This is a genomic window from Hymenobacter terrigena, from assembly GCF_054776515.1.
In genome coordinates this window covers 1,603,279-1,621,857 of the sequence record NZ_BAAHBU010000001.1, presented here as the reverse complement: position 1 = coordinate 1,621,857, position 18,579 = coordinate 1,603,279, and the positions used below count along the sequence as shown (strand labels likewise).

Sequence of the window (18,579 nt, the reverse complement as noted above, 5' to 3'; positions counted from 1 at the left end):
CCCGGCGTATTGCTTACCTTGCTGCATGCCTGCTGTCGCTCCAAATTCTCCCACCGAACCACTGGCAAATTCTGCCGCCGAGCTTGCCGCGCGCGATGAGCAGCTTAAGCAGCTTCGTCGTCAGCTGCAACTCAAGCAGTTCGAGCTGGATACGGTGCTGGGCGTGGCCTACGACATGACCGCCCGCGACCACTCCGTGGATGAGCTGTACCATATGTTGCGCCTCACCCTGCAGGGCCAGCGCAACGTGGTGCAACTGGTTTTGTTTGCCCGCGAAGACCACCATTTTCGCGCCCGCCTCGCACTGGGCACCGACCTGGCCACGGCCGAAAAGCTGGTGCTTTCGCCTGCTTTGATTGATGGGGAAATAAAAGAGCCGCACGCAGTGGAAGACCTGCTGCTGGGGCCGGCTTGGGACAAATATGAGCTGGTGCTGCCCATTCTGCGGCAGCGCCAAGTGGTGGCTTATGTGTTCGTGGGCGGGCTGCGCACCGATTTCGACCGCCAGCAGCTCATTCCCTTCCTCACCTCGCTGGCCAACACGCTGATGGGCGCCGTGGAAAACCGCCGCCTCCAGGCCCAGCGCGTGGCCGATGCCGCCGTGCGCAAGGAAATCGAAATTGCTCAGGAAGTGCAGGCCATGCTCTTCCCGCGCAAATTGCCCAACGACGCTGACCTGGCCATCGAGCGCAGCTACGTGCCGCACACCGAAATCGGGGGCGACTACTACGACGTGGTCGAAATCGACGCCGACCGCCTGCTGCTGTGCGTGGCCGACGTGAGCGGCAAGGGCGTGCCCGCCTCGCTGCTCATGTCGAACTTCCAGGCCGGGTTGCGCACGCTGCTGCGCCAGGGCGTGCCGCTGGTCACCATCGTGCCCGAGCTCAACCACTTGCTGTTTCGCAATTCGGGCGGCGAGAAGTTCATCACGGCTTTTCTGGGTATCTACAACCGCCGCACGCGTCGCCTGCAATACGTGAACGCCGGCCACAACGACCCGCTGCTGCTGGCCGACAATGGCACCGTAACCACGCTGAAAGAGGGTACCGTGATGCTCGGCATCATGGAAGAACTGCCGCTGCTGCGGGTGGGCGAAACCGAAATTCCCCACCATTCGCTGCTGTTGCTCTACACCGATGGCCTCACCGAGGTATTCGACGCGAACAACAACGAATTCGGCGAGGAAGGCGTGCTGGCCGTGCTGCATCGCAGCCGCTACCTGCCGCTGCCCAAGCTGCACCAGGAACTACTGCGCAGCATCAACGCCTTCAGCGCCCACAACGCGCAATTTGCTGATGACGTGACGATTCTTAGCTGCCGGTTTAAGTAAAGTCCTGCTCTGTCATTGCGAGTGGAGCGCAGCGGAACGCGGCAATCCATCCTGTACAATGTGCTAAGCCCTGAGATGTGAAAAGCCCCGGCTCTACCAGGAGTCGGGGCTTTTCACATCTCAGGGCTGGTTGCTTCGAGAGGAAGGATTAGCTTCGCTGACCTTCGGTTGCCACGGCCTGCGGCCGCGCAAGGACAGCCTCAGCTGACGCTTCCGCCCCTTCTTCCAGCCACGACTGCGCCCGCACCAGCAGGGCCAGGCAGATGAAGAATATTGGCCCAATCTTGTCCACTTCAATCAGCTCATTCAGAGTGAGGTGGAAGATGATAACGACCAGCGAGAGCGTAGCGGCCAGCACCACGCGGCGCACTGCCGGCTGCGCGCGGGAGCGGTGGTAGAGGTTTTCGGCGAATAACAGCGACGTGGCTATCAGCGTGACGAACAGCAGGAAGCCCGGGATTCCCTGCTCGGCCAGTTGCAACAGAAAGTAATTGTGAGTCGTGGATTTCTCGGGGTTGTCGCTCACGTAGGTACGGAAGCTCTTCACCGTGTAGCGCTTATATTCGGGGTAGAAGGTGGCCGCGCCGCTGCCGGTGATGGGCTTGTCGCCAATCATGCGGGCGGCGGCTACCCAGCGGTACACCCGCTCCATGCCCGATACGTCCTGCAATTTGTAGGTGGCTTCGAGGTGCTTTTCGAAGTTCTGGCCGTTGAAGACGGTGCGCTCGTAGTTGGGCGCAAACTCCATGTACCGGTCGCCGGTCACCACATACACCACGCTTAGCGTCACGCCCACGGCCACGGCTAGCAGCAGCAGCCGCGTAAGGCGCAGGCGCATCACCAAATAAAACAGCCCCGCGATGGGCAGCGACAGGATGGAAGCCCGCGTGTAGGAAGTGAGCAGGCCAAATAGCACAATGCCCAGCCCCACGCGCCACGCCAGCCGCACGCCGCCCCGGCTGCTGGCCTGACTGGCAAACCAGGCAAATGGCACCAGCAGCGCCAGCATGGCGGCATAAATCACGTGGTTGCGAAAAAACGGGTGCAGCGCCCAGTTGATTTCGGCGAAGCTAAAGCCCTTGGTGGCGTGCCGGCTGGCTACGTACAGCACACTCAGGGCGGCCCCGGTCACGTACACGGCCGCGAAACGCCAGGTTTCGTTGGGGCGCCGCACAATCAGCAGCGTGCCCAGCAGGAAAGGCACGATGTACCACGCCTTAGCCAACAGGTACTTAAAGGACTTCAGCGTGTCAACCGAAAACAGGAGGTCGACGCCCGTCCACAGCAGCATGAGGGCTAAAATGACCAGCAACGGGTTTATGAGCTCGCGGCGCGGGATGTGGCCCACGCCCAGTATCATGGCGCCCAGTACGCAGGCCGTGAGCACCAGCATCAGCGGCTCGGAAGGCACGTCCATGCTCAGCCCCCCAAACAGGCCGATTTCCTGCGAAAAAGGCAGCACGAAAAACAGCAGGTAGTAGAGCCAGCGCCATTCAACCAAAGCCACCAGCACGCCGATGGCCAGCAGCGCCGGCAGGAACAGGGCCGGTAACTGGGCCAGGGCCGCCGCCGCACCACCGGCCAGCAGCAGCCCCACAAACCCCATAAACAGGAGTTGGGGCGTATCGAAAGACCGCCAGACCCGGCCCAGCCGCTCGTTCACGGGCGGGTTCACGCCGGGCGCACGGCCCCGGGCCGGTTGTGGCGGTACAGCTCCAGCAGCGCGATGAACACCACCGACAGCGCAAAGGTGAGCAACATAGAACCTAGCACGATGAGCGAGCGCACCGGCTTGAATTTCTTGGTGGCCGGGTAGGCCTTTTGCACCATGTATACGCTCGAAATATGACCATTAATGCTAAGCTCTGCCGTTTCGTAGGCCGAGCGTGCCCCGATGAGGCGGCCCTGCAAGTCCGCCACGCGGGTCGTGAACATGGCCAGTGAGTCGGTGCCTGCCACGTAGCTTTCCAGGTTGATGAGGTTGCCGCCATCGGCGCGGGTCAGGCCGCGCAGTGCGCGCTTGAGGCCGGCCACGTCGCCGCCGCTGGCTTCGGCCTTGCGCAGGGCGGCCTCGGTTTCGATGAGCTGCTTCACCATGTAGCGGCCCTGCATTTCAAGCCCGAAGATGCCGTAGCGGTGGCGGGCCCCCACCAGCTCGCGGCGGCTGCGCTCGTAGCTGGTGCTCAGGTAGTTGTAGCGCTGGCGGTAGAGGTTGAGCACCTGGCGGCGGTTTTCCAGCGTCAGCTGCTGGTTCACTGAGTCGATGACCTGCACCAGCGTGTTGGCGATGCGGGCGGCCAGGTTTTTATCCTTGTCGACGAAGGTCAGCTCGATGGCGTCGCGCTCGTTGTGCACGATGTCGAGGTTGCTGCTAAACTCGCTCAGCACGGCGTTGTCGGCCGCGTCGTCGCCGGGCGTGCCGGCTTTGTAGTGCTGGTGTAGCTTGAATTTTTTGATGACCAGCTCGGCCACCGGCTGCGACTCGCCGATGGTGATGGCGCGGTCCAAATCCTCGGCCCGACCGCTGAGCTCCAGCTTGCCGCCGTCCACCAGGCGGTCAGGGTCAGTGGTTTGCGGGTTGGTTGGGATGAAAACGGCGGTGGAGCGGTACATGTTGGGCAGCAGCAAGGCCACCACGATGCTCACAACGGCTGCCAGCGCCACGGCGCCGGCTACGAAATATTTCCAGCGGTTGATAATGGGACCCAGGCCCACCAGCGAGAAAGAAGATGCAGACATAGAAAGGAAAACCGCTGGCTCAGCCTGCAAAAATTAGTTGGGCAGGGAGCAACAAAGCGGCCGGCAAAGATAACCGGAAAATAGCCCTTCGCACCTAATAGCACGGCTGCCCCGGCGCGGTTCGTAGCTTTGCGGGCTAAGCACCCCGCCCCGGGGCGCGTTCTCGGAATCTAGCTCTCCCTCCAGCATCAAACGCTTTTTTGGCAATATCAGCTTCGTCGTCCTGCTCAACCTGCTGGTGAAACCCGGCTGGGTGGTGGTCGAAAACCTGGTGCAGGACCGGCTCGGACACGCCACATTTGGCCTCATCACGGCGCTCTCGGCCCTCACGATGGTGGTCGCAGCCATTTCCGATTTGGGCCTGACCCCCTACGCCGTACAGCGCGTAGCGGCCGAGCCTAGTTTCATGGCCGAAACCTTCCCCACGCTGCTGCCTCTGCGCGGCGCGCTCAACTTCGTGGCCCTGGCCGCCATGCTGGTGGTGGGCGGGGTATTGGGCTACCGCGGCCCTGAACTGGCCTTGCTGGCGGCCGTGGGCGCGGCCCTGCTACTGGCCCAGTACGGACAATTTTTGCGGGGCACGCTCCAGGCTCACCAAAAATTCAACACCGACGCCGTGCTCTCGGTGGTCGAAAAATTTCTGCTGCTCGGGGCCGTGCTCGTGCTCATTCCGGTGGGGCTCACGCTGCCGCGCTACGTGGGCGCGCGGCTGGGCGCGGCGGCCTTCACTACAGTAATCCTGTACGGGCTGATGACGCGGTTTTTCGGCCGCGTGAAGTACCGCTGGAAAGGCCCGGTGGCCCGCACCGCCCTGCGCGCCAGTCTGCCCTTCGCCCTCATGACGCTGCTTTACGGCGTGAATGAGCGCATCGACATGGTGATGCTCGAACGCCTGGCCTCGCCCACCGAGGCGGGCTATTACGCCGGCGCCTACCGCTGGGTCGACGCCGTGATGATGTACGCCTGGACGGTGCTGCCGCTGTTTTTTGCCAAGTTTGCCAGCGTGCCGAAGGATGCCGGTGCACAACGCGAACTGCTACGCTTCGGCCAGCGCATCGTCACGCTGCCGCTGCTGTTTGTGGTGGCCTTCATCTTTTTCCGGGGCGAGGTGGTGTTCTGGCAGTTCAAGCACAGTAGCCCGGCCGAAGTGGCCCGCATGACGCTCTGCCTGAAGATATTATTCGTCAACGTGCTGGTGCACGGCTTTTTCGCCATCTACAGCACCTTGCTCACCAGCACCACCCACGAGCGCGCTGTGAGCTGGCTGGTGGCGCTCAGCATTGCCCTCAACATCGGCCTGAACTTGGTTTTCCTGCCCAAATTCGGAGCTGTTGCGGCTTCCGTTGATACATTGGTTTGCGCTGCCGCCGTATCGGTTGGCTACCTAGTGCTGGTGGTGCGGCGCACCGGCGTGGGCGTGCCCGGCCGCCTGCTGGCCCGCCTGTTGCTGTGCTTCGGGCTGCTGTGCGGGGCGTGGGCTGGCCTGCAATATGGTATGTATCTGAAATGGTGGCTGGAAGCGGGCATCATGGCCGTGGTATTTGGGCTGATTGTGCTGGGCACCGGCCTGGTGCGGCAAAGCGAAATCAAGCAGCTTATTCCTGGTAAGAAAGCATGACCTCTGCGCCTCTGCACATCGCCGTAAACACCCGTTTCCTGCTGCCCGGCGACCACCTCGAAGGCATCGGCCGCTTTACCTATGAAACACTGCTGCGCCTTGTGGCGCAGCACCCGGAGGTCACGTTTCACTTCCTGTTCGACCGCGCTTACGATACTCGCTACCTGTTCGGGCCCAACGTGGTGCCGCACGTATTGCACCCGCCGGCGCGGCATCCGTTTCTGTTTGTGGCGTGGTTTGAGGGCGCGGTGGCGGCGTGGCTGGCCCGGCACCGGCCGGCCGCCTTCCTCAGCCCCGACGGCTTCACGGCGCTGAACACCAGCGTGCCCCGCGTTACGGTCATCCACGACCTGGCCTTCGAGCATTTTCCGCTCGATGTGGGCCTGCTGCAGCGCAAGTACTATCATTTTTTTTCGCCGCGTTTCGCCCGTGCCTCGGCGCAAATAGTGGCCGTGTCGGAAGCCACGAAGGCCGACATTGTGCAGACCTATGGCACCGCGCCCGAAAAAATCAGCGTGGCCTACAATGCGCCGGCTGATTTATTTCAGCCCCAAACTGAGCACAGCCAGCGGGAAATTCGCCGGAAATTCAGCCACGGGCAGCCGTATTTTCTGTTCGTCGGGGCCTTGCAGCCGCGCAAGAATCTGGGCAACCTGCTCCGCGCCTTCGACCAGTTCAAAGCCACCGGCGGTGCGGCCGTGGCCGATGCCCAACTGCTCATCGTGGGCCGCAAGGCCTGGAAAGCCGGCCCCATCCTCGCTGCTTATGAGCAAATGCGCCATCAGAATGCCGTGCATTTCACCGGCCGCGTGGCCGATGCCGAACTGGCCGGCCTCTACGCGGCGGCCCGGGCTACGGTGTACGTGCCTTATTTCGAGGGTTTTGGGATTCCGATTGTGGAGGCGCAGGCCAGCGGCTGCCCGGTGCTTACCTCGGACGTCAGCTCGATGCCGGAGGTGGCGGGGGAGGGCGGCGCGCTGCTGGTCGACCCGCGCGATGTCGGCAGCATTGCCGCCGGCCTGGCCCGTTTGTGGAACGATGCCGACCTGCGCCACCAATTGGTGGCCCGGGGACACGCCAATATGAGCCGGTTTTCGTGGGCGCAAAGTGCCGAAGTGCTGTGGCAGACCATAGAAAAGGCCATCGGCAAGCGGTAATTATGAAGTGGTAGTATGTACCGCACGAAGTGCCGGCCGGCCGTACTTTTGCACCTAGTTATGGCCCGTTTGCACCCCTACAATTTCGCCCACGTTCTGCTGCCGCAATTGGCGTGGCGTCGTCCTTCGTCGGTGCGCCGCGAACTCAGCGACCCCTATCTGGCCAGGGAATTGCTGCATTACGTGTGGGACAAAGCGGCCGAGCACGTGGCTCCCGCCGACCGTGTGCCGCCCCGGGGCCTGCGCCTGAGCTGGCACGAAGTAGCCGGGCGGGTCACGGCCCTGTTCCATCTGCCCGCGCCCCAGGCCACCATGGAGGCCCATTTTTCGGCGCTGGTATATGAAGAGGACGATGAACCCGCCGAAACCGAAGCCGAAGAAACGCGCCCTCGCTACTTCACCCTCGAAGCCACGCTGGGCCTGAGCGGCCCCGCCGGCACGCCCACCGTGGTGGGCGAATGGGCCGGCGATGTGCACCGCCACTTAGTCCGTGGCCCCGCCGGCGGCCGCCCTAACACAGCCGATGCTTTCCTCGAAGCCTTGGCGACCGTGCTCGGTCCGCTGCCCGATAACAGCGTGCCCTTCATGCGCATCGTCCGTTCCTGATGAGTGCTTCGTCTGCCTGGCTCGAAGCGGCCGTGCTCACGCGCCCGCCCCGGCTGCTGCACGCCCTGCTGCCCGGCTGTGAGTGGACCGGTCCGGCCACCACGCCCGCCGGCGCGCCCGTCGTCTACCTCACGTTCGACGACGGCCCCATCCCCGAAGAAACGCCGTGGGTGCTGGAGCAATTGGCTCTGTTTCAAGCTAAAGCCACCTTTTTCTGCGTGGGCGAAAACCTGGTTCGCTACCCCGAAATTGCCCGCGCCGCTCTGGCCGCCGGCCACCGCCTCGGCAACCATACCCACCGTCACCGCAGCGCCTGGGCCACCGCCCGGCCCGATTACCTGGCTGACGTGGCGGTTTGTCAGGCGCAAATTGATAAGCTGCTGAATGAGGCTGGGCAAACGGCCCCAGCGCTTTTCCGCCCGCCCTACGGCCGGCTTACCTGGCCGCTGCTGCCTGCGCTGGGACGTGATTTTCGGGTCATTATGTGGTCGGTGCTTACCCGGGACTATGACCCCGGCCTGAGCCCGGAAACCTGCCTGCGGTTTGCCTTGGATGCCATTCGGGCCGGCGATGTGGTCGTGTTTCACGACAGCCGCAAGGCCAGCGCCCGGCTGCGCTATGTGTTGCCCCGGGTGCTGGCCCATCTGGCCGGGCAGGGCTTTCAATTCGCCACGTTGTGAGTGAGCTGCTGCTGAATGCGCTGTTAATTTACCTGGGGCTGTGGCTGCTGGGTATGGCGTTTACGGCGTGGCGCTTCGCCAGCGGGCGTGGGGCCAAAGCGGCCGAAAAGCTGCTTGCGCCGCTGCCCCGCGTCAGCATCCTCATTGCCGCCCGCGACGAAGAAGCCGCCTTGCCGCGCTGCCTGGCCAGCCTGCGGGCGTTGGATTACCCGGTTGAATTGCTGGAAATCCTCGTCGGCGATGATGGCAGTACCGACCGCACCGCCGCCGTGGCCGCCCACGCTATGCAAGGCTTCAAGGGTCAGTTCCAGATAATTCCCATCTCCGAAAACCGGGGCCAGGCGCGGGGCAAGGCCAACGTGCTGGCCCATCTGGCCCGCCTGGCCACCACCGATTTCTTCTTCATTACGGATGCCGATATCAGCCTGCCCAGAACCTGGATAGCCGGCCTGCTGGCCCATGCCGCGCCGGGCGTGGGCACGGTTACGGGCGTCACGGCCGTGCGCGGGCCGCGCTTATTCGTCCAGTTGCAGGGCATCGACTGGCTGCTCTCGCTGAGCATGGTGCAGGTAGTGAGCGACTTGGGTCGGCCTGTGACGGCCATGGGCAACAACATGCTCGTGACCCGCGCCGCCTACGAGGCCACGGGCGGCTACGAAGCGCTGCCCTTTTCCGTGACCGAGGATTTTGCCCTCTTTCAGGCCGTGCTAACGGCGGGTTTCGGCTTCCGGCAGGTGTTTCAGGCCGACATCCGGGCCGATTCATTGCCCATGCCCACCTGGGCGGCGTTGCTGCGGCAGCGCAAGCGCTGGCTGCGCGGGGTGGCCGGACTGCCACTGCGTCTGCGTATGGAGTTGCTGTTTTTTAGTGGTTTCTGGCCGGCTCTGGCGGGCGTGGCGGCGCTGGCGGGGCCGGCCGTGGCGCTTGGTATCTGGGGCGTTAAAGTGCTGGTGCAGGGCGCGCTGGCAGCGGCAGCGCACCACCGGGCCGGCCTGCGGCTGCGCTGGTGGCTACTGCCGTTGTTCGAACTGTACACGCTCGGCCTGACGGCGGCCATTCTGGTGTTTCAGCTGAGCGGCGGGAAAGTGGTGTGGAAGGGGAGAAGCTACGAGTAGCTGTTGCTGCCACCGTATCCCAAAGCATTTCAATCCGGCCGTATTGTTTTCAGAGTCAATAACCAAGTAGGGTGCGGGGCTTGCCCCCACCCGCCGTTGAACGAAACCAGCATTGGCTGTTCAACGGCGGGCGGGGGCAAGCCCCGCAGGAAGCCATTACTTAGCTTTTTCTACCACAACCAGCGCAATATTTACCAGGTCGGTAGACTCATTAGGCCGCATTACCGGTGCGGAGTTGATGCCCACTTTATTGGGGTCAAACTCACCTTGCTGGGCCAAAATGCGTTGCGTTTCCATCAGCTTGGCCCGGCTGAAATCCTCGCCCGAGCGCAGTGGAATCAGCTTGAGCAGGGCGGCCGTGGAAGTTTTGGTGTTGCCCGTGATGGTGATGCGGCCAATCTGCGCTTTCCGGCCTTCGGAAATGTTGAAAGTCAGGTCGGTAGTGCCGTCGGGCTGGCGGGTGGCTTTGGGCGTTACCGAGAAAAACAGGTAGCCGTGGTCCATGTAGCGCGAAGTGATATCGCCGCCCTTGGGGTCGAAGCTTATCCGGCGGGCCACGGCGGCAGAGTCGTAGGCATCACCGGGTTTGAGGCCCAGCGCCTGGTTCAGCTCGGCCGTCGACAAGAACGTATTGCCCTGCCAGCTGATGCGGCCAATGCGCCCCGCCGCTGGCGCAGCCGAGGAATTAGCTGAATTAGCAGCCGGAACCGCAGTTTCCGGAGCCGGTGAGCCGACGCAGGCTGTGGCCGCCCAGGTGAAGGCAAATACGGGCACAATGAGCAGAAAACGAAGCTTTTTCATGGGAGAGGAAGTTGGTTGAGTGAGCATGTGGATTCGCAGGAAAATTTGTTTGTGGGAGAAGGCATGGACCAGGGCAAAGGGCAATTGCTGCGCCGCCAGCTTTATCAGCAGCTCCCCGTAGGGAGTGGCGCTGGCCTGGGTGCGGGCCACGGCTGCGTCGGTCAGATATTCGTGCACCACTTTTAGCTGCCGGCCGATGTACGCCACCGCGCCGTTGAACCAAAAAACCACGCCCAGCGCCTCCACCAGCAATAAATCCACGGTGTGGTGCTGTCGGACGTGCACTTCCTCGTGCAGCAACAGCTGCTGCCGCTCGGCCGGGCTCAGCGCCCCGTGCTGCGGCGACAAAAACACGTGCCGCCCGAAGGAAAACGCCGGCAGGCTAGGTTCAGGCAGATGCACAATGGCAAAAGTGCCCAGCTCAGTTTGCGGATTGCGCCGCGCCAGTTGGCGCAGCGCCTGCACGTTGCGCACGGCCCTAACCAGCTTGTAGAGTGCCCCCGATGCGTAAATAATCACGGCTCCGGTAAACAGCAGCGCTAGCCAATCCGGACCGCCGGCTGTGGGCGCTGCCACCGTGTGGGCCGGCGGCGCATTCAGCTGCCAGTTGAGGCGGAACGGCAGTTGGGCCACGGTCGGCGCGGTGGCCGGGTTGGCCAGCCAAGCGGCCAAACCCGGAAAAGCCAGCAGCGGAATCACCACGCTCGCAAGCAGCGTGCCCAGCAGGTAGGCCCGGTTCCAGGCGAAATAGGTGAGGCCGGCCAGCAGCAGGCGATAGGCCAGGGCAAATACTGCCATGCAGAAGCTGGCCTCGGCCAGGTAGAGCAGGAGGCTAGTGAGCATCGCCGTCGGGTTTGGGGCCGTTTTCGGAATCGTGGAGCAGGTCAAGCAGCTGCTGCTTTTCGCGCTGGCTCAGCGTTTCTTCCACCATAAATGACACCAGCGCCGTGGGCGAATTGTCGAAATACTGCGCCAGCATGCGCTTCAGGCTGGAGGCCCGGTACTCCATCTTGCTGATGAGCGGGAAGTACTCATAGGTCTTGCCATAGGCCTTAAAACCCACGTAGCCCTTGCGCTCCAAGATGCGCACTACCGACGAAATGGTGTTGTAGGGCGGCTTCGGGTCGTCGGGTAGGTGGTCGATAACGTCCTTGATGAACGCCTTCTTCAGCTTCCACAGCGCCTGCATGATGCGCTCTTCGGTTTTAGTCAATTCTTCCATGAATCAAATGTATAACGGATGAATCAGTTTTAAAACTTATTTTTCAGTTTTGAAACTGATTCATCCGTTGATAGTCGTTTTTGAGTTCGTAAGACGCTTTTTGCTTTGCAAAATTGTTGTCGGCCCGCACCTTCGCCCGACCTTTGCCCCACTATGCACATCACCGATTCGCACGCCCATCTCTACTCCGAACAGTTCCGGCCCGACCGCCTCGACGCCCTGCGCCGCGCCCAGGAAGCCGGCGTGCGCACCATCGTCATGCCCAACGTCGACCACAGCACCATCGACGCCATGCTGGAGCTGGAAGCCGAGGCCCCGGAAACCTGTTTCGCCATGATGGGCCTGCACCCGTGCTCGGTCACGCGCAATTTTGAGCAGCAGCTGTACGAGGTGGAAACGTGGCTGGGCCGCCGCCCTTTCGCCGCCGTAGGCGAGGCCGGGCTTGATTTGCACTGGGACAAAACCCTGCTGGCCGAGCAGCAGCAGGCCCTGAAAATTCAGCTCGACCTGGCCAAAAAGCACAGTCTGCCCATCGTGCTGCACACCCGCGAGGCTTTTGCCGAAACCGTGGCGCTGGTCGAAGCCGCGCAGGATGGCACCCTACGAGGCGTGTTCCACTGCTTCTCCGGTACGCCCGAGGAGGCCGAGCAGGCTATCAAACTAGGCTTTAAGCTGGGCATCGGCGGCGTGGCCACCTTTAAGAATGGCGGGGCCGACAAGGTGCTGCCCGGCATTGGGCTGGAGCACCTGCTGCTCGAAACCGACTGCCCGTACCTGGCGCCCGTGCCGCACCGGGGCAAGCGCAACGAGCCGGCCTATCTGCCGCTGGTGCTGCGCCGCGTGGCCTCGCTGCTGGCCCTGCCCGAGACGGAGGTGGCCGAAGCCACCACGCGCAACGCGGCGGCGCTGTTCAATCTGTGATAACCAGACGTCGTTTTAAGCTCCCAAACCGCTTTACGCGGCGCGTTCCAGGCTGGTGAGCAGGCTTTCAATCTGGTCGGAGTAGGCGTTGACCTGGTCGAGGCCGGCGCGGGCTTCTTCGAGGTGGCCGCGCTGGTAGCGGTTGGCCAGGTCCTGGCCGGTGTTGAGCATGCGTTGGAGGACGTGTTCGAGCTCGCGCACGGCGGGCTGGCCGGGGGCCTGGGGCTTGAGCACGGTTTGAATCCACTGGCCCAGCGGGTTTTCGGTAAAGGAAAACAGGCCCGGCTCGGCTTCACGCACGCCGTAGAGCACCGAGCGCAGCCGCGACTTAAACAGCACCTGCTTCACGCGGGCTTGCTGAAAGTCGAAAGAAGATAGAGGCATGCTGGGAGCTGAAAAAGTCGGGCAGAAAGGACCGCAAAGATACGCCGGTTTTAGCCGCCTGTGGCATTGTCGAGGGCATCGGTGGCGGCGTTGCGCACCTGCTCCAGGGCCTTGCGGGCCATTACCAGGTCGGTAACCTCGAAGGCAAATACCATAATACCAGCCGGCTCGCCGTTTTCGCGGAACTGTTGGTAGATAAAATTGAAATAGCTGTCCTTGAGTACGCTGGTGGCGTCACGCTCGAGCTGCATTTTTAGCTCGTTGCCGTGAAATGTTTCTCCGGTGCGGAACACATCGTCGAGAATGGTGATGATGCCCTGGTCTTTGACTTCGGGTATCACTTCGGCCACGGTGCGCCCCACCAGCTGGCGGTGCGGAAACAGCTGCTGGTAAGTCGGGTTCACGAACTCGTAGCGGTGTTCGGGCCCGCGCAGGATGCATATCATGGCCGGGGCCTGCGTGAACAGATTCTCGTAGGTTTCGCGCTGGTTCTCGGCCTTCTGATACATCTGGTAGGCCTGCTCGGAGAGGGCGGCCTGCTGTTCGTTGGCCGTCAAGAGCTCCTGCACCATCTGGCGCTGCTCGTGGATGTCGGTAGCGCCGCCTACCCAGAGGTTGATGCGGCCCTCGGCATCGCGGCGGGGCACGGCGCGCACCAAAATCCAGCGGTATTGGCCATCGTGGCGGCGCAGGCGGTATTCCACCTGGTATAGGTCGCCGGTTTTGACGGAGTGCTGCCAGGTGGCGAGCACGCGGGCGCGGTCTTCGTCGTGAATGGCTTCGGTCCATTGCAGGCCGGTTTGCTCGGCCAAGGGCTTGCCGGTGAAGGCGAGCCAGCGGGAGTTGAAGTAGTCGCGGTGGCCGTCGGCGGCGGCCGTCCAGATGAGGACGGGCAGGTTTTCGAGCATGAAGCGGGTGCGGTCCTGGGCCTCGTCGAGGTCGCGCTGCACCTGGGCGGCGCGCAGGGCAGCGCGGTGCGCCTCGGTCACGTTTTCGGTGCGTTGCAGGATGTATTCCAGCTCGCCCTGCTCGTTCAGGATGGGGTAGTGGGTGGCCTGCCAGTACATTTCCTCGAAACCGCCGCCCTGCTCGGCGGGCAGGGCCAGGTCGTAGCGAATGAGGGGCATTGTGTGCGGCGTATGGTGCTGGCGCACGTGCTCATGCGATTGAAAAATAACGTCGCCCTCGTTCTGGTCCACCGATGGGAAGGCTTCAAACAGCGTTTTGCCCACCACCTCGGCCCGGGGTTTCAGCGAAGCTGCTACGTGGCCGTCGGTGTTGTCGACGATGGTAGCATCAGGCATCATCAACAGCAGGTTTTCAGGCAAAGAGCGAAACAGGCGCTGATAATCGGGGGAAGCAATGAAGGCAGTCATTTTGTCAAACAGGGAAACGAAACGCAATACAAGCGGAAACGGCCAGGGGCCGGCAATTGAAGCCTTAAAAGTACGGCCAGCGGCACACTACGCAATGCCGGCCGTTAGAGGGTTTAGGCCACGGCCAGGCCGCGCTCCAGGGAAAGGAGCAGGGCTTCGATGTGGTCGGCGAAGGTGTTGATTTGGTCGAGGCCGGTGCGGGCTTCCTCGATGTGGCCGCGCTGGTAGCGGGTGGCCAGGTCCTGGCCGGTGCGCAGCATCTGCTGCACGGTGCGGTCGAGCTCGCGCACCTCGGGGTGGGTGCCGTGCTGGGGCTGGAGCACGGTGTGCAGCCACTGGCCCAACGGGTTTTCCAGGGGCGAAAAGAGGCTGGGTTCGGCCTCTCGCACGCCGTAGAGCACGGAGCGCAGCCGCGACTTAAACAGCACCTGCTTCACGCGGGCCTGCTGAAAGTCGAACGAAGTAAGAGGCATAGAAGGGAGAAAAAAGAATAGAACGGAGGCCCTGGGGGCCGGACGACTGGTGACTGAAGAGCCGCCAGCCGCGCTAATGGTTGCGGGCGGCCTACCACAAATCAGGCCAAGGAGGCGTCGGGGCTGGCATCGCGCAGCTTTTCCAGCGCCTGGCGGGCGCGCACGAGGTCGGAAACCTCGTAGGCAAAGACCATGATGCCGGCCGACTGGCCATTCTCGCGAAACTGCTGATAAGTGAAATTGAAGTAATAGGTATGCAGCTCGCCGCTGGCGTCGCGGTCCAGCTGCAAGGGCAGCTCGTGGGCTTCGAAGGTTTCGCCGGTCTGGTACACTTTGTCCAGCAATTCAATAATGCCCTGGTCTTTGACTTCGGGCAGGGCTTCGGCCACGGGCAGGCCCACCAACTGGCGGTGCGGAAAAATTTGCTGGTAGCGCGGGTTCACGAATTCGTAGCGGTGCTCGGGCCCGCGCAGGATGCAGATGAGGGCCGGGGCCTGGGAGAACAGGTTTTCGTAGGTCTCGCGCTGGCTTTCGGCCTTCTGGAACTGCTGGTAGGCCTGTTCGGAGAGGACGGCCTGGTGTTCGTTGGCAGTGAGGAGCTCCTGCACCATCTGGCGCTGCTCGTGGATGTCGCTGGCCGCGCCTACCCACATGATAATCTGGCCGGCCTCATCGCGCCGGGGCGAAACCCGCAGCAGGAGCCAGCGGTACTGGCCGTCGTGGCGGCGCAGGCGGTACTCGTGTTGAAACAGCCGGCCCTCGCGCAGCGCCTCCTGCCAGGCTTGCACCAGCCCGGCGCGGTCGCCGGGGTAGGTCAGCTCGTCCCATGCCGCTTCTGCCAGCAGCTGCTCGTGGGTTTTGCCCGTGAACTCCAGCCAGCGCGGATTGAAATAATCGGGCGTACCGTCGGGGCGGTTGGTCCACACCATCACGGGCAGGCTATCGAGAATGAACTCGGTGCGCCGCTGCGATTCGTTGAGGGCCTGCTGGGCTTCGGTTGCGGCGAGGCCGGCGCGGTGCGCGGCCGTCACGTCCTGCGGCATTTGCAGGATGTATTGCAACTGGCCCTGGGCATCAAGAATGGGAAAGTGCGTGACTTGCCAGTACCGCTCCTCGGTGCCGCCGCCCAGTTCGGCGGGGCGTTCCAGGTCGTAGCGCAGCAGGGGCATGGTGTCGGGGCGCAGGGTGCGGCGCACCTGCTCGTGCGAGGCGTGCAGGTCGCGCTGGCTTTCGGGGGCCGAAGGGTAGGCGTCGAAGATATTGCGGCCCACGGCCTGGGCCCGGGGCAGCAGCGACACGCCGACATGCTGGTCAGAATTATCGAGCACGGTGCCATCGGGAGCCAGCAGCAGGTAGGAGCCGGGCAGGGCCTGAAACAGGGCCTGGTAATCGATGGGCAAAGAAGTGTCAGCCATGAAGCGTACTAAACTGGATGGTGCCGCAAACTTCGGCGGGCAAGAATGATGATGCCGTGAAGGTGGTTTCTAAGCCGGCAGACCGGGAAAAGTAGTCTGGACTGTTGGCGCTACATGTCGTGGCGGGGGCGCTGTCAGAAGTACGAGACGCGGGCCGTTACGGTTGGAATTATCCAATTTTTGAGGCTGAAGTGTCAGAAATTCTGGCTCAACTCATCACCAGGCTCGACGGTTCATCCGCTTCATCCGACGGTTCGGAAACGGGAAGTTGAACACCGGCAAGAGGCGCAGGCACCTTTGAGCCATCAAAACGCCCGCCCCATGAAAACCTCGCTACTTCCGCTGCTCCTGCTGCTGAGCGCCACGCCCGCTGCCCTGGCCCAAAACGCCCCGGCCCAAAAATCGCTCAGTCACCCCGCCACTCAGTCGCTCCACGGCGTGGTGCGCGACGCCGCCGGCCAGCCCCTGCCAGGCGTGAACGTGTTCCTGAAAAGCACCTTCGACGGGGCCAGCACCGACTCGCTGGGCCGCTTCGATTTCCGCACCGACCACGCCGCCGGCCCGGCCGTGCTCGTGGTCAGCTTCATCGGCTACGTGCCGCAGGAGCTGCTCGTGAACCTGGGCGAAGGCCCCATCAGCCTGCCCAATATCCGGCTGAAATTGAATCCCGCCGCCCTTGGCGACGTGGTGGTGACGGCCGGGGCCTTCGAGGCCAGCGACACCAAGCGCGGCACCCTGCTCAAGCCCATCGACATTGTGACCACGGCCGGGGCCCTCGGCGACGTAGCCGGCGCCCTGAATGCCCTGCCCGGCACCACGCGGGTGGGGGAGGACGGCAAGCTGTTTGTGCGCGGCGGGGCGGCTTCGGAAACCAAGTACTACATCGACGGCCTGCCCGTACAGACGCCCTACGGCGGCGCGGTGCCCAACGTGGCGTCGCGGGGCCGGTTTTCGCCTTTCCTGTTTAAAGGATTGGTGTTCAGCACGGGTGGCTACTCGGCCGAGTACGGGCAGGCACTGAGCGCGGTGGTGGTGCAGAACTCGACGGATTTAGCCCCGGAGACGCAGTCGAGCATCTCGCTGATGTCGGTGGGCGGCAGCCTGGGCCGCACCCGGCGCTGGGAGCGCACCAGCGTGGCCGTGAGCGCCGACTACACCAACCTCGCGCCCTACTACAACCTTGTGCCCCAGAACCTGGGCTGGGACCGCGCTCCGCTGGCGCTGGGCGGCTCGCTCAAAGTGGCCCACAAAGTAGGGGAGGCCGGCATGCTGAAAATCTACAGCACCTACAGCCGCCAGCGCCTGGCTCTGCGCCAGCCCGACCCCAGCCCCGCCTATGCCGCCGATGGCCACCCCATTACGCTCGGCAACGACAACGCCTACCTCAACGCCACCTACCGCGCCCCGCTGCGCCGCGGCTGGAGCCTGAACACCGGCCTGGCCCTGACCGTGGATGATAACCTGATTCGCCCCGACGTGCAGTCGGTGCGCGACCTCGACCAGTCGGCCGTGGCCCGGCTCGTGCTCACCAACGACTCGGCCAGCACCTGGTTCAACCTCAAAATGGGCCTCGAAGGCTACGCCCAGCGCTACCGCCAGCAGTACCAGTCCTCGGCCGAAGCAAGTACGCTGGCCCTGGCCGTGAATGAGCAGCGCGGCAGCGGCTTCGCGGAAAGCGAGATGGTGCTGAGCCACCGCCTGGCCGCCCGCGTGGGCGCGCGGGCCGAGTATTCGGCGCTGCTGCACCAGTTCAATGCCGCGCCGCGCCTGGGCCTGGCCTACAAAACCGGCGAGCACAGCCAGCTCTCGGCCGCTTGGGGCTACTTCTACCAAACGCCTACCACCGATTTGCTGCGCGTCAACCACGCTCTCAACTTCGAGCGGGCCGAGCATTACAGCCTGCTGTTTGAGCGCACCGTGCACGACCGCACCCTGCGCGCCGAAGCCTACCAGAAAAACTACCGCCAGCTTGTGACCTACGACCGCGCCAACATTTACAACCCGGCTGGCTACCAGAACGCCGGCAGCGGCTACGCCCGCGGCCTCGACGTGCTGTTCCGCGACCGCGGCACCTTCAAAATGGCCGATTATTGGGTTAGCTACGGCCTGCTCGACACCCGCCGCCAGTACCGGGCCGACCCCGTGGCGGCCATCCCCACCTTCGCCGCCCGGCACAACCTGAGCGTGGTGGGCAAGTACTACGTGGCCAAAATGCACACCCAGTTTGGCTTCACCTACAGCTACGGCAGCGGCCGCCGCTACTTCGACCCCAACCAACCCGGCTACAACCAGGCCACCCTGCCCGCCTACCAGGACCTGAGCCTGAATGTGAGCTACCTCACCCACTGGTTCAAGCAGTACACCATTGTGTACGTCTCGGCCAGCAACGTGCTCAACCGCCAGAACATCTACGGCTACACCTTCGCCGGCTCGCCCGATGCCGGCGGGCAGTTCCGCAGCGCAGCGGTGCTGCCGCCCGCGCCCAGGATGCTGTTCGTGGGCGTGTTCATCTCGATTAATAAGACCACGAAAGTGGATTTGGAGAAGCGACCGGATTAATAGTATTTGCTGGTACGCGTCTGCGACGCATGCCGACTGGACTGGCGTTTTCAACGCCCGTGGTCACGCCGTTTGGGCACGCAGCCAAACTGGCCCCACATGCGCCGCAAACAGCCGCCTTTTTTGGCATGATTTGCCCTGTTGCAAGTGTGTCGTTCGCCTCACCTTTGTGCCAGTCATTCA

The 18,579-nt window shown here is 63.2% G+C and carries 16 protein-coding genes; 8 read left to right on the top strand and 8 right to left on the bottom strand.

Translation table 11 applies throughout. From position 1 onward, the window contains the following. The first annotated feature begins 25 nt into the window (after positions 1–25). Positions 26–1,330, top strand: a complete 1,305-nt coding sequence (locus tag ACYU7Q_RS06700) for a PP2C family protein-serine/threonine phosphatase (protein WP_460608656.1) — start codon at positions 26–28, stop codon at positions 1,328–1,330. 148 nt (positions 1,331–1,478) lie between these two features. Here the strand turns inward: ACYU7Q_RS06700 and ACYU7Q_RS06695 are convergent, their stop codons facing one another. Continuing rightward, positions 1,479–3,005, bottom strand: coding sequence for an O-antigen ligase family protein (locus ACYU7Q_RS06695; protein ID WP_460608655.1), 1,527 nt, complete (start codon positions 3,003–3,005; stop codon positions 1,479–1,481). After that, positions 3,002–4,069 carry a GumC domain-containing protein gene (locus ACYU7Q_RS06690; RefSeq protein WP_460608654.1) on the bottom strand — a complete coding sequence of 356 codons (1,068 nt, stop codon included), beginning with the start codon at positions 4,067–4,069 and terminating at the stop codon, positions 3,002–3,004. Before ACYU7Q_RS06690 ends, ACYU7Q_RS06695 begins: the two co-directional genes overlap by 4 nt. Before the next feature lie 187 nt (positions 4,070–4,256). Between ACYU7Q_RS06690 and ACYU7Q_RS06685 the strand changes: the two genes are divergently transcribed. Genes ACYU7Q_RS06685 through ACYU7Q_RS06665 form a run of 5 tightly spaced genes read left to right on the top strand, consistent with a single transcriptional unit; the run spans position 4,257 to position 9,245 of the window. Further along, complete coding sequence (locus ACYU7Q_RS06685; RefSeq protein WP_460608738.1) at positions 4,257–5,687, top strand: oligosaccharide flippase family protein; 1,431 nt, start codon at positions 4,257–4,259, stop codon at positions 5,685–5,687. Next, the gene (locus ACYU7Q_RS06680; RefSeq protein WP_460608653.1) at positions 5,684–6,844 is read left to right on the top strand and encodes a glycosyltransferase family 4 protein; all 1,161 of its coding nucleotides are present in this window, start codon (positions 5,684–5,686) and stop codon (positions 6,842–6,844) included. The genes ACYU7Q_RS06685 and ACYU7Q_RS06680 overlap by 4 nt, the downstream gene beginning before the upstream one ends. A gap of 60 nt (positions 6,845–6,904) precedes the next feature. Continuing rightward, entirely contained in the window at positions 6,905–7,450 is a 546-nt protein-coding gene (locus tag ACYU7Q_RS06675) for a hypothetical protein (RefSeq protein WP_460608652.1), read from the top strand. Continuing rightward, entirely contained in the window at positions 7,450–8,130 is a 681-nt protein-coding gene (locus ACYU7Q_RS06670) for a polysaccharide deacetylase family protein (RefSeq protein ID WP_460608651.1), read from the top strand. Before ACYU7Q_RS06675 ends, ACYU7Q_RS06670 begins: the two co-directional genes overlap by 1 nt. After that, positions 8,127–9,245 (top strand): glycosyltransferase family protein, encoded by a 1,119-nt coding sequence (locus tag ACYU7Q_RS06665; RefSeq protein WP_460608650.1) that lies wholly within the window; start codon positions 8,127–8,129, stop codon positions 9,243–9,245. Before ACYU7Q_RS06670 ends, ACYU7Q_RS06665 begins: the two co-directional genes overlap by 4 nt. 156 nt (positions 9,246–9,401) lie before the next feature. Here the strand turns inward: ACYU7Q_RS06665 and ACYU7Q_RS06660 are convergent, their stop codons facing one another. Both ACYU7Q_RS06660 and ACYU7Q_RS06655 read right to left on the bottom strand, forming a co-directional pair. Continuing rightward, positions 9,402–10,889, bottom strand: a complete 1,488-nt coding sequence (locus ACYU7Q_RS06660) for a M56 family metallopeptidase (protein WP_460608649.1) — start codon at positions 10,887–10,889, stop codon at positions 9,402–9,404. Then, the gene (locus tag ACYU7Q_RS06655) at positions 10,879–11,268 is read right to left on the bottom strand and encodes a BlaI/MecI/CopY family transcriptional regulator (protein WP_460608648.1); all 390 of its coding nucleotides are present in this window, start codon (positions 11,266–11,268) and stop codon (positions 10,879–10,881) included. The genes ACYU7Q_RS06660 and ACYU7Q_RS06655 overlap by 11 nt, the downstream gene beginning before the upstream one ends. A 153-nt stretch (positions 11,269–11,421) precedes the next feature. Here ACYU7Q_RS06655 and ACYU7Q_RS06650 point away from each other — a divergent pair, with 153 nt between their 5' ends. Further along, a complete protein-coding gene (locus ACYU7Q_RS06650) occupies positions 11,422–12,189 on the top strand; it encodes a TatD family hydrolase (protein ID WP_460608647.1) in 768 nt (255 codons plus the stop codon). A 33-nt stretch (positions 12,190–12,222) separates the two neighbouring features. On the opposite strand, the gene ACYU7Q_RS06645 is transcribed toward ACYU7Q_RS06650, so the two are convergent. The 4 genes from ACYU7Q_RS06645 to ACYU7Q_RS06630 form a co-directional block, all read right to left on the bottom strand. Then, positions 12,223–12,573: a hypothetical protein gene (locus ACYU7Q_RS06645; RefSeq protein WP_460608646.1), complete on the bottom strand. Its 351-nt coding sequence runs from the start codon at positions 12,571–12,573 to the stop codon at positions 12,223–12,225. 50 nt (positions 12,574–12,623) lie between these two features. Further along, a complete protein-coding gene (locus tag ACYU7Q_RS06640) occupies positions 12,624–13,949 on the bottom strand; it encodes a PAS domain-containing protein (RefSeq protein ID WP_460608645.1) in 1,326 nt (441 codons plus the stop codon). Between the two features lie 113 nt (positions 13,950–14,062). Beyond that, positions 14,063–14,422 (bottom strand): hypothetical protein, encoded by a 360-nt coding sequence (locus ACYU7Q_RS06635; protein ID WP_460608644.1) that lies wholly within the window; start codon positions 14,420–14,422, stop codon positions 14,063–14,065. Between the two features lie 101 nt (positions 14,423–14,523). Beyond that, positions 14,524–15,837 (bottom strand): PAS domain-containing protein, encoded by a 1,314-nt coding sequence (locus tag ACYU7Q_RS06630; RefSeq protein WP_460608643.1) that lies wholly within the window; start codon positions 15,835–15,837, stop codon positions 14,524–14,526. A 321-nt stretch (positions 15,838–16,158) separates the two neighbouring features. Here ACYU7Q_RS06630 and ACYU7Q_RS06625 point away from each other — a divergent pair, with 321 nt between their 5' ends. Beyond that, complete coding sequence (locus ACYU7Q_RS06625) at positions 16,159–18,396, top strand: TonB-dependent receptor (protein WP_460608642.1); 2,238 nt, start codon at positions 16,159–16,161, stop codon at positions 18,394–18,396. Positions 18,397–18,579 lie beyond the last annotated feature (183 nt).